Below are 13,925 nucleotides of genomic sequence, written 5' to 3'. Positions count from 1 at the left end.
CGCCTCAATCACCTTCGACCAGCTACGCATGGTCGGGGATGCGCTGTACTGGCTGGAGTCCCGTCCGAGCTCCGGGAGCGGCCCGACCCTTGTGCGGTGGTCGGCAGAGGACGGCGCGGCCGACGTAACTCCGTCAAGGTTCGGCGTGACCAGCAGTGTGCACGCCTACGGTGGTGGTACATATGCCGCAAGCAGCGACGAGGCGTGGTGCGCCGGTGCGAACGGTCTCTACCGGGTGAACGGGGGCGACGTCAGCCTCGTTGTGGAGGACTCGTCGTCGTTCGGTGACCTGACGATCGGTGACGGCGAGCTACTCGGTGTACGGGAGACCGACGACGGCGATGCCTTGGTGGCGGTTCCGCTCGTCGGTGCCCCGGTGCTGCGGGTGCTTGCGGAGACGTCGGGCTTCTTCGGCGCCCCGCGAACTGGCGCAGGAATGTTGGCTTGGTTGCGGTGGAGTGAGCGGGACATGCCATGGGACGCGAGCGAGCTGTGGGTAGCACCCTATGGTGCTGGCGGCTCGCTCGGCGATCCGGTGAAGCTCGCAGGCGGGCCGGCGGAGTCGGTGGTGGAGCCGCGGTGGGGGCCGGACGCCGCCCTGTACTTCGCGTCAGATCGCAGCGGTTGGTGGAACCTCTACCGGTGGGACGGGGAATCGGTCGAGCCGGTCGCGCCGATGGCGGCGGAGTGCGCGGCAGAGCCGTGGGAGCTGGGCTACGCCTCGTACGGCTTCCTCGCTGATGGCCGCATTGTGATGGTGGTGCAGGAGGGACCGCGCCACCGCCTGACCGTGGTTGATCGATCGGGAACGATCACGCCGGTGAAGCTGCCGTACACGTCGATCAAGCCGTACCTCGCGGTGGGCGATGCGTCGGTGGCCTTGGTGGGGTCGTCGCCGCAGGTGGCGCCGCAGGTGGCGCTCGTGCACGTGGGCGACGAGCCGCGTGTGGAGGTGTTGGCCCAGGCCGAGCATCCAGGGCTGGACGGGCTGGCGGTGTCGACGCCGGTGGAGCTGCGGATCCCGGTTGAGGGCAGCCGGGAGGTGGTGGCGCTGATATATCCGCCGACCGGGGCGGCGCCGGACTGGCATGCGCCCGTCATCGTGCGGGCACACCCTGGGCCGACGGCTTCCTGCCTGGTGCGGCTGGACTGGCAGGCGCAGTTCTTCACGAGCCAAGGGTTCGCTGTCGTCGACGTCGACTACACCGGAAGCACCGGGTACGGGCGGGCATTTCGGCAGGCTATCTACGGCCGTTGGGGCATCGACGACGTGGTGGACTGCCGCGCCGTCGCCGAATATCTGCTGGCCGAGGGCCGCGCGGTCCCGGGCAAGGTGTTCATTCGCGGGGCCAGCGCAGGCGGGTACACCGCGATACATGCGGTGACCCAGGACGGTCCGTTCGCCGCGGCGACCGCAGTGTCGGCGATCGTCGATTCCGAGCGTTGGGCGGAAACCGTGCCTCGATTCCAGCGCGCACACTCGACCCGGCTACGCGGTGGTGCCGGGCGAGTTCACGCCGCGGACATCCGACGACCCGTCCTGATGATCCACGGCACCGCCGACGACGTGGCGACCGCCGACGACGTACGGGAACTCGCCGGTGAGTTGCAGGACCGGGGCGTGCCGCACGAACTGCTGCTGCTCGACGGAGTCGGGCACTATGTCGCCACCTCGGCTCATGCTGCCTGAGCGTTGGAAGCAGAGCTTGCTCACTACCGGTCGTTGATCGCCGCGGTGGCTGCCGGCTGACGACTACACCGCCGCTGCCGGCAGCCGGTGTCGGACGTACTCGCCGAGTTCCTGTACTTCCGGCTCGCCCCGGTACGGATCGAGGTCGACCTGGACGTCGACGATGCGTTGCACGCAGCGGTGAGACAAGGTCGCGGCAGCGTGGTCGACGGCAGTGCGCGCTGTCGCGCAGGCTTCGTCAATCCGCCCGGCCGTTGCCAGCGACGAGGCGAGCAGCGCGGTGTCGATCGCGAGCCGGCGCACGTGCGACGGACGAAGCCCGGCGAGGGCTGCGCCGAGGTGCCGTTGCGTCTGCCGGGGCTGGCCCAGATCGTGGAAGCAATGGGCGAGTTCGTCGGCCAGGTAGGCCGCGGTGAAGTACCGGATCCACGGCGGTTCCTCGCCCGCTCGGCTACGGGCAAGCTGCCGTTCCGCGACGGCGAGGTGGGCGGCGCAGGCCGCTTCACGCCCGAGGCGGGCCTGGGCGCGGGCCGCCACGGCGTGCAACGCGGCCCGCGCGGCCGGCGTGGCGTTAGTCTCGCTACCCGTCAACGCTGCGAGCGCCATCCGTGGCGCGGGCAGTCCGGCGGCCATCCGCTTACCGGGCAGGCCGGCGGTGACATCGCGACGTTCGGAGGGCATGCAGGGACCGTAGGACGCCGGCCGGTCGACACGCCCGCAGCGCCATGCGCCGAAATTGTCGGCAGATGCCGACATCAAACTCTGACAAAACTTCGACATTGTGGTCCTGCCACGGTCGGCCGCCGCGCTCGACAATGGGCACCTGACGATGCTGCCCGATCTCGCAGCGGCCATCGGCCGCACTGATGCTTGGCCAGATGGCCGGCGCTGCTCGGCCGGCCCGGAAGATTGTCACAGGCGGCAGCTATCGTCTGCACACATCGTGACTGCACGTCTGCAGTAGACCGGGGGTTAGCGATGGCTGACAGCGACGAGACCAAAGCCGCCCGCCGCGAGCTCGGCCGCCGGCTCGCGCAGTTGCGCAGGGCTGGCGGTCACACCCAGCACGACTTGGCGCGGCTCGTGCAGTACGGCCGCAGCTCCGTGGCGAACACGGAGACCGGTCACCAGCACCCGGACCGTGCCTTCTGGGCGCGCTGCGACACTGTGCTGCAGACCGGTGGCGTGCTCGTCAGTGAGTATGACCGCATCACCGAGCTGAACCGTCAACGACGACGCTCATCGGCGATCCAGGAGGCCAGGAGCACGTCGGGGCCGGCGACGCCGACCGATGCTGGCCACGACGCCTTTGGAGCGAATGGCGGTGCTGTTCTGTGGGAACGCGAGGACAGCATCGATGCCCGCCGGCTGGCGCTGAAGTCTTCCGTCGATGACAACATCCGTCTCGCGTATCTGGAAAACGAGGTCCGGCAGGCGATCGCCGACAACGAGCGCCTCACCCCGGTAATCCTTATAGCGCGTATGCGACCGCTGCGCTCCTACGTCGACCAGCTCATGGCAGGCCGGCAGCACCCACCGCAACGCGCCCGGCTCTACGCCGTCGCCGCTCACCTGTCCGGACTTCTCGGCGCACTCGCCCTTGACCTCGGCGCATTCGGTGCGGCGCACGCCTACGCCGCCGAAGCGTTCGACCTCGCCGAGGCTGCCGAGCAGTCCGACGCGCAAGCCTGGGCACGGGCCACGCAAAGCCTGGTCGCCTTCTACGCCGGTGACTACCATGACGCGCTGGCCTACGCCCAGGACGGCCTGCGCCGTGGCGGCACCAGCGGGCACCGCATCCGCCTCACGATCAACGGTCAGGCGCGGGCCCTCGCCCGTCTCGGCGACCGGTACGGCGTCGACCGTGCAGTCGACCAAGCGTTCACCATGCTGTCCGACTACCCGGCCGGCTCGTCGGTCAGCGCTAGTCTCGCCCTCTGCCCGTACTGCCCGGCCAGGACCGCGGCCAACGCGGCGACCGCCTACCTGGCGCTCGGCCGTACCGCGGGCGTCACCAACCATCTGACCACCGCGATCACCGCGTTCGACACCGCAGGGTTGGCTGGCCCGCGTGCACTCAGCCGCCTCGACCTGGCCACCGCGCACCTGCACGCCGACAACCCCGACCCCGAGGAGGCAGGCGCACTGGCGGTGGAGGCGCTCACCCTCACCGCGGACCAGCGTTTCGAATCGGTCCACCAACGCGCCCGTCAGTTCCTCACCGCCGCCCGCCCTTTCGCCCGCCACCCGCGGCTACGGCACGTCGCCGACCTGCTCGCCGACCGCACACAGATCGGTGCCACCGGACAGGCCGCTCTACCATCGCTGTCATGAGCAGCCGGGAACTGGCCAGCCTGCACCAGCGCTGGACCGCCTACCAGGACCTGCCCGAACTCACCAACCACTGGTACTGGCGCCCGGGCTGGCGGGCCGACCGCCAGTTCTACACCTGGCACCTCACCTTTGAACACCAACCTGAACTCCATCACCTCGTCACCGATCTGCAACGCCAACTCACTCTGCCCGGACTGGACTTGGTGCCGCTCGACGGGCTGCACTTGACCATGCAGGGTCTCGGCTTCACCGACGAGGTCACGAACAGCGACATCAAAACGATCGTCGCCGAAACCCGGCGACGCTGTGCCGGCCTGCCGCCGCTGGAGCTGTCACTTGGCCCGGTCGACCCCGACGCCGAAGGAATCGGCTTGCTCGTCCGTCCCTGGGACCGCGTCGAACACCTCCGCGCCACCATCCGCGATGCCATCGGCGCGGTGTGGCAGATCGTGCCGGAGGCCGCTGAAGGATTCCGGCCCCACGTGACGATCGCCTACAGCGGCTCGCGAGCACCGACCGGACCGATCTGGGACCGCCTCAACGCCCTCCGCCATCAGCCTCCCGCCCGGGTGACCATCCGACAGGCAACGCTGATCACGCTGCGCCGAGAACACCGCACCTACCAGTGGACAACGGTGGCCACCGCGCCCCTTGGCGCGTGATGCGCCAAGACGCTGGCCTCGTCATTCGGGAAACCGTCCAGTGCGTGGGGCGGCTCGTGGCGATCAGTGATTTGGCCATCTCAAGGGCACTTTCGGCCCACCTCCAGTGCTATCCGGACGAAGCCGTGTCGCTGTCCGAGCCGGTGAAGTTGCTGGCTCAAGGAACGGGTTCGCCATCACCCGACAAGCGCGTATCCAGCAATCGGAGGTAGCAGGGTGTCGACAAGCGATGGACATCTGCACCGACAATCTGTTGACACCCGCGACAGTCAGGTAGAGGGCGAGATCGAATAGGGTTAGCAGCAGGTCCGGACCGACCGTAGGAGCTATCGGCTATGACGGGGTGGCCAAGGTGAATGACGCGGGCGATGTCTGACGTTCCTGGCCGCGACGGTCGCTGGCTGCCGCTTGGTCGCCAGCTCGCGCGCCTGCGTGTAGCCGCTGGCTTTACCCAGCACTCGCTCGCGCCGCTGCTCCACTACGGCCGTAGCACCATCGCCAACGTGGAGGTTGGCCGCCAGCGGGCTCCGAGGCGCTTTTGGGAGCGCTGTGATGAGGTCCTTGACGCCGACGGGCAGCTGGTCGCGGCGTTCGATCAGCTGCAAAGGCTGCGGCGGGAGACTGGGGGCAGAAGCTGGGCAGCGCAGGGCTTCAGTGAAACGCCGCAAGTCAGGCTGCTCCAGCTCGAGCCGACAGAGGAGCAGGAGATGCGTCGTCGAGAGTTCATCCGAGCAACTGCGGCGCTGGCAGTGTGCGGCGCAGCGCCGGCAACCTCTACGACTGGTCGCCGAATCAGTCTCGGCGACGTGAAGGAGCATGCGAGGCGTACCGTGAGGCTTCGACGACTTGACAACTATCTCGGCGGTGCCGACACTCTGCGGCACTACGAGGCCGAGTTGCGGGCAACGATGTCCCTGTTCAACACGGCTTCGTTCGGCTCCTCAACCGCGAAGGCTTTGCTAGCGCTGCTCGCCGAGCAGACCCAACTCGCCGGCTGGGCGGCGTTTGACGCCGGCGATCATGCTTACGCTACCGCGTTGTTCACCGCCAGCCGGCCGATTGCTGTGCAGGCGGAGGATGTGGCTCTGGCTGCCAACGCTTTGGCGCTGTTGGCTTACCTGCGGGCGAGTCTCGGGAAGCCCGACATCGCCACCGCCGAAGCGTCCAGCCTCCCCGTCAGCGCAGATGTGAACCCTGCCGTCCGAGCACTGCTGTATGACCGGCTCGCGTTCACCTACGCAGTCGCGGGCGAGGAGAAACGAGCGGGCGCTGCCCTGAACGCGGCACACGAAGCCCTCAGCAAAGCCCGACTCGACACGCCACCGGATTGGGCTGCATGGGTCGATCACGACGAGGTTCAGATCATGACGGGCCGCGTTTGGTCTGAACTGAGGCGCCCTCTGCGCGCAATACCTGAGCTGGAAGTGGCCCTGCGGCGGCTTGATGACGCGCATGCCAGGGACAAGGCTCTTTACTCCACCTGGCTCGCCGAGTCCTATCTCGATGCCGGTGAGCTCGAACAAGCAGCAGCGATTCTGGACCGGTCGAAGCGTCTCTGCACCGGCGTTGGATCCCCTCGCCCGGCCATCCGCATCGCCGTCGTCCGCAAACGCCTCCCGCCCTACCAGGACGAGGACGCAGGGGCCTGCCGGGAGGTCTCCCTGTAGGGCATCAAGGTTACTCCCTCTGAGGCTCGTCCGTCCTCGCCGTGATGCCGCGTACCCAGGCAAGGTAGGGCTCGGAGCCGGCGATGACCGGCAGTGCGATGATCTCCGGGTTGGCCCACTCGTGGTGCGCTTTGAGATAGCTTTCCAGCTCTTGGTACTGCCCCCTGCTGGCCTTTAGCACCACCTGCCACTCCTGGCCGGTGCCGAAAGTTCCCTCGTGCCAGAACAGGGACTCCACCGGGCCGATAATCTGGCCACCAGCTGCCAGGCGAGCGCGTACAGCCCCCTGGGCCAACCGCTGCGCGGCTTCGCGGCTATCGGTGGCGGTATACACCTGCAACACCTCACTCATGCTGGCGACACTACGCATCGCGTCGGCGCGGAGATCACTGGGTGCAGACGCCGCAGCCATGCGAAGTCGTGTCGACGGACTGTCGGTGGCCATCCGCTGGGCGAGGTGACGAGGAACGGCACCGCGGCGGCGAAGGATGCGCTTGCGGGTGTGGGTTCCGCGTGTTGAGTTCGGCTCGTGTTGCCGGCCGGCCGGCGTGCCCGTCACCGCAGATTCAGGTGACTGCCGAGCACGTTCGACGGGGCCGCCACCAGCAGCTGCACGGCTGCCTTCAGTTGGCGGTGCACGACCCGGGAGTGGTGGCTGTCGGTGTGTGGTTGGTGGTGTCCTGCGGCGGCCGTGGTCAGGAACCACCAGGCTGCCCACATGCGGTGCCAGCCCAGGGCCCACTGCGCCGGCGGCAGGCCGCCGCGGTTAGCGTGCGCCTCTACGTTGCCGCCAGCGGCGACGTAGGCGCCGATCAGGTGGGTTAGCTCGGTGGGATCGGTGGGTGTGCGAGTACCGAACCATGTGGCCAGGTCGAGCAGGCCAGGGCCGGTAAACGCTTTCGCCCAGTCGAGGAGGTGGCATCCGGTGCGGCTGACGTGCAGCGAGGTGGGGTGGAACTCGCCGTGGCACAGTCCGAAGGGCTCCCGTTCGGCGCCGTCGGCCCGTCGTTTTGCTACGGCAGCCAGCCGCTCCAGCAGCGCCTCGATGTGGCCTGTATGGAGGAATCGTTCCTGCAGGCGTAGGGCAGTGAGCGCGGCGATTGCTTGCTTGGGCAGGGAAGCCAGCGTCTGTTGGTCGAACGTTGGCAGTGTGGGGGTGGGCACGGCGTGGACCCAGCAGGCGGCGGCTGCGGCTTCGGCCGTGGTCGCGGCGCGTATTGGATCGCCGAGGTCGTTCATCAGCATGCCGATCGTCTGCGGGCGCAGCGTATAGCCGTGCAGTGTTGGCACGGCGGCGCCGCGTTCGTTGAGGGTCCGCAGCAGGGTGGCTTCACCGGTGAATGGCGCCGTGGCGATTTTGCAGATCACACTGCTGCCGTCGGTCAGGAACAGCCGTTCGACTCTTGACAGTTCCCAGTGCTGGATGGCCTGCCAGCCGGTCTGTTCTTGCCCTGCGGCGGTGAGCAGGTCGCGGCGGGTCTGGTGCGCTAGTGCGGCGTCGAGTCCGGGCCTGCTCATGGCGTAGTCGTGGTCTGGAGGCCGGCGGTGGCCCGTTCGAGCAGGGTGAGGGTGGCGTCGAGGCGTGCCGACATTCCGGCTGGCACCCTGCGCTGGGCTGCCTGTTGGAAGGCGCGGAAGTGAGGTAGCAGCGCGAGTAGCGCCGGCCGCGCGCGGAGGAAGTCGGTGACGTTGCCGCTGGCGTGCGCGCGTTGCAGCAACGAGGTGAGCGCGACGATCTTGTCAGCGGTCGAGGCGAGCAGCACGGGCAGGTCGTCGACGCGGATGGGCGGATCCGGCTTGTCGAGTGCGTCGTGTTCGGCCTGTAGGGCGGCGATGATCCGCGGGACCTGTGGGCCGTAGGCGGCGGCGAGGACCTGGTAGATGTCTGGCGTGGCGGGGGCGAAGTCTGGGACGTCGTGGAGCAGCGCCGCCGCGATCAGGTCCGGCGCCGGGTTTGGGAGGTGCTCGCCGATGGTGACGGCGACCCGGACGGCGTGGGCCAGTGCGGGGCGGTCGTCGATGGTGTGCCCGGCGCACCATCGCTGGGCGTCGCGGAGTGCGCGGTCGATGGTGGTGGGCCGGGGTGGGGATAAGACGGTCATACCCTGATACCTCCTGGTTGCCGTAGCATCGGCGCCATGTCTGGGCCGCTACCGCAGTGGTGTGAGCAGACGTGTGTCGTGTGTCCCGCCCAGGTGCTCGGTCCGGGCCGGTTCGACGTGGTCGACCGGCCCGGACCTGAGTTCGCCTACAACGCGGATATCGGCTGGCGTGTCACCGGCGACGGTGTTGCTGTATGTGTGCATCCCTACCGGGTTGGGCTTCCACCAGGCGGATACGCCTCGCTGGGGGTTCCGGTTCCCGTGGCGGTGCCACGGCCAGCGCCGACGCCGGCGGCCCTGGAACTGCCTACCGAGCTGGTGGATCTGGAGGGCTGGCTGGTTGCCGTTCTTCGGGACGCACCGGCGGAGGGCATCTTCGCCGCCGTAGCACGCGCCGAACGGCTCGCCGGCGAACGCTTCGATCCCCGGCAGGTCGTGGCGGCCATGCGGCGGGTGTTGTCGGTGGAGTTGACTAACCGCTGACCCCAACCGGATCGGGCCACTGAGGGTGCGGCTGGCCGAAGTCGAAGTCGTGGCTGCGGCCGTCGCGTCCGATGCCCGCCGACTGGTAGTGGGCGTTGAGCTCGTTGAGCCGCCGCGTCACTTCGGCGGAGTCCAGCCAGTACCGCAACGGCTGGTCCCCCCACCCCGCTGCCGCGTAGTAGGAGTCGGTCAGGCAGCCGCGGGTGTAGGTGAACTCCTCCAGCTCCGTCGCGTGCGGGAACACCACCGCCAGGTCGGTCTGCATGCGGGACATGAGGGTGAACTGGGCGAGCACGGCGTGGATCATCTCGTCCACCGGTGCCGGGACCAGTAGCTCGGCCGCCTCCTCGTCGCCGTCGGACAGGTCGAACACCGCTGCCTTGAGCGCCAGTACCCGCAGCGCCTCGGTCAACAGCGGCGCGGCGTCGTGGTCCAGCGACCAACGGCTGATTGCCGGGTAGCCGGTAAAGGTCGCCCAGCAGCTGGAGTACTTCATCGACGAGCTGTGCAGCCGATCGAATGCTGGGTGCTGCCGCATCTGGTCGAGGATCTCGGCTGCGCGACGACCAACCGCGGTGGCCGCGGGCATCTGTGAGCTAGCCATGACGCTTCCCTCCTGAGGGGGCAGTGGGGTGTTGAAAGGCAGCGGGAGCAGGTTGCCGGTGCTGCCCGTACCGCCCGCCTTCTACACACGGCGGGTGGTACGCACCTATCACAGCCGTCGATTCCGCTTGTCGGTTAGGGACGTCGACCACTTCCGACAATTCTCCGACAACGCTGGACCTGGACCGAATTCCCCCTGATCTTGCTAATCGAGATCGGCTTTGGGTGCGCCCGATGTCAATGGGTTGTCGGACCCTGGCGGCGTCCCTAGCCGACATCGGAGGCGGTCGGCTTGGGTCTCTACGGGCGGTGACCACTCCTGCCGGGAGACACGGTGCCTGACTGATCGCGCCCGGCTAAAGGGTCACCGAGCAGCCCGGCCACAACCGCGACCGTTCTCGTTCGCCCCTTGTTGGAAAGGTTCGCTTCATGCATGACCAGACTGATTTGGCTCGCTACGGCTACCGGCAGGAATTGAGCCGTCAACTACGGTTCCGGGACTTGTTGGCCTACGGGCTGGTGTACATGGTGCCGATCGCGCCGATGGCGATCTTCGGCAGCGTGTACGCCGGCTCGGGCGGGATGGTGGCCCTGGCGTACGCGATCGGTGTGGTGGCACTGGTGTTCACCGCGTTCTCGTACGCGCAGATGGTGCGGGCGTTCCCCATGTCAGGGAGCGTCTACAACTACGCCGGCCGAGGCATCAGCCCACCGGTGGGCTTCCTCGCCGGCTGGGTGATCCTCCTCGACTACGTCCTGGTTCCAGGGTTGCTGTACCTGGTGGCGTCGGTGGCGATGCACACGACGGTGCCGTCGGTGCCGGTGTGGCTGTGGCTGGTCGGCTTCGTCGCGGTCAACACGATCGTCAACTCGGTGGGCATCCGGATGACCGCGGTCGTCACGCGGGTCATGCTCATCGGCGAGCTGATCGTCCTGGCGGTCTTCCTGGCCGTCGCCGGCTGGGCCCTGGCCACGGGTCGAGGCCGGTTCAGTTGGGAGGCGTTCTACAACTCCGACACCTTCACCTGGTCCCTTGTCGCCGGCGCGGTGTCGATCGCGGTGCTGTCTTTCCTCGGCTTCGACGGCATCAGCATGCTGGCCGAGGAGACCCGAGGCGGCGCCCGTCAGATCGGCCGGGCCATGGCCGCGGTGCTGGTGTTGGCGGGGGTGTTGTTCATCGCGCAGACGTGGCTGGCCGCGATGCTCCTCCCCGACCCGGGGTCACTGCTCAGCGACGGGGATCCGAACGGCACCGCGTTCTACGACGCCGCCGCGGCGGCTGGCGGAAGTTGGTTGGCGACGCTGTGCGCGGTGGCGACGGCGATCGCGTGGGGCTTGCCGAACTCGATGGTCGCCCAGGTCGCCACCAGCCGCCTGCTGTATGCGATGGCGCGGGACCGGCAGCTGCCGGCGTTTCTGGCGAAGGTGTCGATCCGCCGGAACGTGCCGATCAACGCCACCCTGCTCACCGGCGCCGTGTCCCTCGCCCTCGGCCTGTACATGGCCACCCGCGCGGACGGCATCACCCTACTGTCGTCGTTGATCAATTTCGGGGCGATGGTCGCGTTCCTGGTCCTGCACGTCTCCGTGATCGTGCATCACCTCATCCGAGGTCGCAGCACCAACCTGTGGGCGCACCTGGTCATGCCGACGGTCGGCTTCGCGATCCTCACCTGGGTAGTGATCAACGCCAACATCGCCGCGCAACGCCTCGGCCTGGCATGGCTCACCCTCGGCATCCTCGTCCTGGCCGGCCTGTACCTGTCCGGGCGGCGACCGACGCTATCCGGGCTGGCGCCCACGCAGCCGCAGCCCCGGCGGCTGCACGCGGAGCGGGTGTGATCGGCATGGACGGCATCGTGTACTCCCCCGGCCCCGACGAACTGGCCTACACCTTCGGCGGCCGGATACCGATCGCTCATGTGCGCTCGGGTGACGTGCTGCAGGTCTTCACCGAAGACTGCTTCGGCGGCCTCGTGCGCGGCCCCGGCGATCTGCCGTCGCAGGTGTGCCGCATGCCCTACCTCAACCCCGTCTCCGGGCCGTTCTTCATCGACGATGCCGAACCGGGTGACACGCTCGCTGTCCACATCGCCTCGATCGTGCCCGCCCGCACGTGGGGTGTGTCGTCCACGTTCCCGCACTTCGGCGCGCTCACCTCCACCAGCCACACCGCCACGCTCCAGCCACCGCTCCAGGAGCGGGTGTGGGTGTACGGAATCGACAACAAGGCCGGAACAGTCCGGTTCCAGGCAACAGGCAGCGACCACACGGTGGATCTGCCGCTGGACCCGATGATCGGCACGATCGGCGTCGCACCCGGCGGGTTCCAGGCGCTCTCCACCATCATCCCCGGCACTCACGGCGGGAACCTCGACTCCCCCGAGCTGCGCGCCGGCGCCACCGTCTACCTCGGGGTGAACGTGCACGGGGCGATGCTCGCCCTCGGCGACGGCCACGCCCGCCAAGGCGAGGGTGAAGCCTGCGGCGTAGGCGTGGAAATCGCGACCACCACGACGTTGATCGTCGAGCTGCTCAAGGGCATGTCCACGCCATGGCCCCGGCTGGAAACCGACACGTCAATCATGTCGGTCGGCTGCGCCCGCCCCCTGGAGGACGCCTACCGCATCGCCCACCACGACCTCGTCGGCTGGGCCAGCGCACTCACCGGCCTGGACACCCTCGACGCCTACCAGCTGGTGTCGCAGGCAGGGCGGGCGCCGATCGGCAACGTGTGCGACCCGAACTACACCGTCCTCGCCGCCGTCGACAAAACCCTCCTACCCGCCCCGCGCGCCGCGTACGACGGCGTGCACCGCCGGCTGCGACAGCTCGCAGCCGGACTGCGGTAGGACCCAGCTGATGACCACGTCGATCCCCCAACTGCCGCTACGCGAGGAACTGTTCCTCCTCGGCCACGACGACGACACCGGCCACCTGCACGTGCACCGCCAGGCCCTCGCCCTCGGCATGGCCGGCGCAGTCCTGATCGACCTGTTCCTGGCCGGACGGGTCACCCTCGACCCGGACGAGGCGACCCGTCCGGCCAGCCAACTGCGTCTGCACAACGCCCGGCCCGTCGGTGACCTCATCGCTGACACCGCGCTCGCCTCGGTCCGCTACGCCCACCCCACCAGGGCAGGGGTAAAGCCCTGGCTGCGGGGCTTCGCCGATGACCTCTACGAACGCACCCGCGCCGGCCTGCTCGCCGCCGGGATCCTGCACCACCACACCCGACGCCGTCTCGCTGGGCTCATCCGCGCCGACACCTACCTGCCCACCGACACCAAGTGGACCGTGGTCCCCCGCGCCCGGCTGCGCTACCTCGCCGCCGGACGGGAACCACCGAACAACCACACGGCCGCCCTCGCCGGCCTGGTCGCCGTCCTCGGCCTCACCCCACACCTCTACCTCGACGAGGACACCACCGCACTCACCGCACGCCTGAAGACAGTCGCCGACCAGCACTACCGGCAGGTCCGTGACATCACCGCCGCGGTCGACGCCGCCGTGGGTGACCTCACGACCGCTGCCTACCGCTGAACTCACCGAGGGCATGCATCCCCCGGCCACGGCGGCAACGCCTAGGCCGAGGAACCCGCCCACACCTACCGTCACCCCCCCGACCCGCACGCCGGAGGCTCCCCGCCATGCAGGACATTCCCCGTATCCGCGCCGCCCGCTGGACAGACAAGGGCCCCGTCGCCGCCCTGATCGCCGACGCCCTACACCCCAGCACTCTCGCCGAGTGGCTCGTCCCCGACCCGCAGCAGCGGCGCCGCATCCTCGCCGACGTCCTCGAAATTTGGGTGGAGCACGCCATGTTCTACGGCGACATCCACATCACCGACGACCTCAGCGCCGCCACCGTCGGCTTCCACCGCTACCGCCCTATCCCACCACCGGCCAACTACCCGGATCGGCTCACCAACGCCGCCGGCCCACACGCGCACCGCTTCGACATCCTCGACCAGACCCTCACCGGCCAGCGACCCACCGAACCGCACTACCACCTGGCCTTCCTCGCCGTCGCAGCGCGTGCTCAGCGCACCAGGCGTGGCAGCGGAATTTTCAACCACCACCGCAGCCGCCTCGACCGCATTGACCTGCCCTCCTGGACCGCGACGACCAGCGAGTCTCAGCACTTGTACACCGTTACGGGTACATCTCCCGACCGGCGATCACGTTGCCCGACGGCCCGCTGATCTGCCCAATGCGCCGCAACCCCGACCGCCCCGGTACCGCATCGCCGGCTACAAAAGCCCGCAGGGCGCTGTCTCACGCACGCGACCCCAACGTCTAACCCTCGGCTGCAGGGCGGTCAATCGGATCGCGTCGGTAGTGCCCCGACCGGGACCGCCACCTGCGCCGCTGCTCCCAATCT

General features: G+C 68.5%; 13 protein-coding genes and 1 pseudogene. 9 read left to right on the top strand and 5 right to left on the bottom strand.

Features of this window, described 5'->3' with window-relative positions; translation table 11 throughout:
- Positions 1-145: 145 nt before the first annotated feature.
- Positions 146-1,690 (top strand): S9 family peptidase, encoded by a 1,545-nt coding sequence (locus OG470_RS22030; protein WP_328415013.1) that lies wholly within the window; start codon positions 146-148, stop codon positions 1,688-1,690.
- Positions 1,691-1,753: 63 nt separating this feature from the next.
- Here OG470_RS22030 and OG470_RS22025 read toward each other — a convergent pair.
- A pseudogene (locus OG470_RS22025) lies at positions 1,754-2,308 on the bottom strand (helix-turn-helix domain-containing protein); the annotation flags it as partial.
- A gap of 252 nt (positions 2,309-2,560) precedes the next feature.
- Here OG470_RS22025 and OG470_RS22020 point away from each other — a divergent pair.
- The 3 genes from OG470_RS22020 (at position 2,561) to OG470_RS22010 (ending at position 6,353) form a co-directional block, all read left to right on the top strand.
- Positions 2,561-4,024 carry a helix-turn-helix domain-containing protein gene (locus tag OG470_RS22020; protein WP_328415011.1) on the top strand — a complete coding sequence of 488 codons (1,464 nt, stop codon included), beginning with the start codon at positions 2,561-2,563 and terminating at the stop codon, positions 4,022-4,024.
- A complete protein-coding gene (locus tag OG470_RS22015; RefSeq protein ID WP_328415010.1) occupies positions 4,021-4,686 on the top strand; it encodes a 2'-5' RNA ligase family protein in 666 nt (221 codons plus the stop codon). The genes OG470_RS22020 and OG470_RS22015 overlap by 4 nt, the downstream gene beginning before the upstream one ends.
- 368 nt (positions 4,687-5,054) lie before the next feature.
- Positions 5,055-6,353, top strand: coding sequence for a helix-turn-helix domain-containing protein (locus tag OG470_RS22010; protein ID WP_328415008.1), 1,299 nt, complete (start codon positions 5,055-5,057; stop codon positions 6,351-6,353).
- Between the two features lie 10 nt (positions 6,354-6,363).
- Here OG470_RS22010 and cutA read toward each other — a convergent pair whose 3' ends face one another.
- From cutA to OG470_RS21995, 3 genes are all read right to left on the bottom strand, one after another.
- Positions 6,364-6,705, bottom strand: a complete 342-nt coding sequence (gene cutA, locus OG470_RS22005; RefSeq protein WP_328415006.1) for a divalent-cation tolerance protein CutA — start codon at positions 6,703-6,705, stop codon at positions 6,364-6,366.
- Positions 6,706-6,908: 203 nt separating this feature from the next.
- Entirely contained in the window at positions 6,909-7,871 is a 963-nt protein-coding gene (locus tag OG470_RS22000; protein ID WP_328415004.1) for a phosphotransferase, read from the bottom strand.
- A complete protein-coding gene (locus OG470_RS21995) occupies positions 7,868-8,455 on the bottom strand; it encodes a metal-dependent phosphohydrolase (protein ID WP_328415002.1) in 588 nt (195 codons plus the stop codon). Before OG470_RS21995 ends, OG470_RS22000 begins: the two co-directional genes overlap by 4 nt.
- Before the next feature lie 36 nt (positions 8,456-8,491).
- Here OG470_RS21995 and OG470_RS21990 point away from each other — a divergent pair, with 36 nt between their 5' ends.
- Complete coding sequence (locus OG470_RS21990; protein WP_328415000.1) at positions 8,492-8,938, top strand: hypothetical protein; 447 nt, start codon at positions 8,492-8,494, stop codon at positions 8,936-8,938.
- On the opposite strand, the gene OG470_RS21985 is transcribed toward OG470_RS21990, so the two are convergent.
- Positions 8,928-9,542, bottom strand: coding sequence for a hypothetical protein (locus OG470_RS21985; protein ID WP_328414998.1), 615 nt, complete (start codon positions 9,540-9,542; stop codon positions 8,928-8,930). The genes OG470_RS21990 and OG470_RS21985 overlap by 11 nt on opposite strands.
- Before the next feature lie 428 nt (positions 9,543-9,970).
- Here OG470_RS21985 and OG470_RS21980 point away from each other — a divergent pair, with 428 nt between their 5' ends.
- From OG470_RS21980 to OG470_RS21965, 4 genes are all read left to right on the top strand, one after another.
- Positions 9,971-11,383 (top strand): APC family permease, encoded by a 1,413-nt coding sequence (locus tag OG470_RS21980; protein WP_328414996.1) that lies wholly within the window; start codon positions 9,971-9,973, stop codon positions 11,381-11,383.
- Between the two features lie 5 nt (positions 11,384-11,388).
- Positions 11,389-12,393: an acetamidase/formamidase family protein gene (locus OG470_RS21975; protein WP_328414995.1), complete on the top strand. Its 1,005-nt coding sequence runs from the start codon at positions 11,389-11,391 to the stop codon at positions 12,391-12,393.
- Between the two features lie 10 nt (positions 12,394-12,403).
- Positions 12,404-13,084: a GOLPH3/VPS74 family protein gene (locus OG470_RS21970; protein WP_328414994.1), complete on the top strand. Its 681-nt coding sequence runs from the start codon at positions 12,404-12,406 to the stop codon at positions 13,082-13,084.
- A 107-nt stretch (positions 13,085-13,191) separates the two neighbouring features.
- Positions 13,192-13,746: an N-acetyltransferase gene (locus tag OG470_RS21965; RefSeq protein ID WP_328414993.1), complete on the top strand. Its 555-nt coding sequence runs from the start codon at positions 13,192-13,194 to the stop codon at positions 13,744-13,746.
- Positions 13,747-13,925 lie beyond the last annotated feature (179 nt).

It is taken from the genome of Micromonospora sp. NBC_00389 (assembly GCF_036059255.1).
GTDB lineage: Bacteria > Actinomycetota > Actinomycetes > Mycobacteriales > Micromonosporaceae > Micromonospora.
The sequence above is the reverse complement of the archived record's forward strand: the minus strand, read 5'-3'. Positions and strand labels throughout refer to the sequence as shown.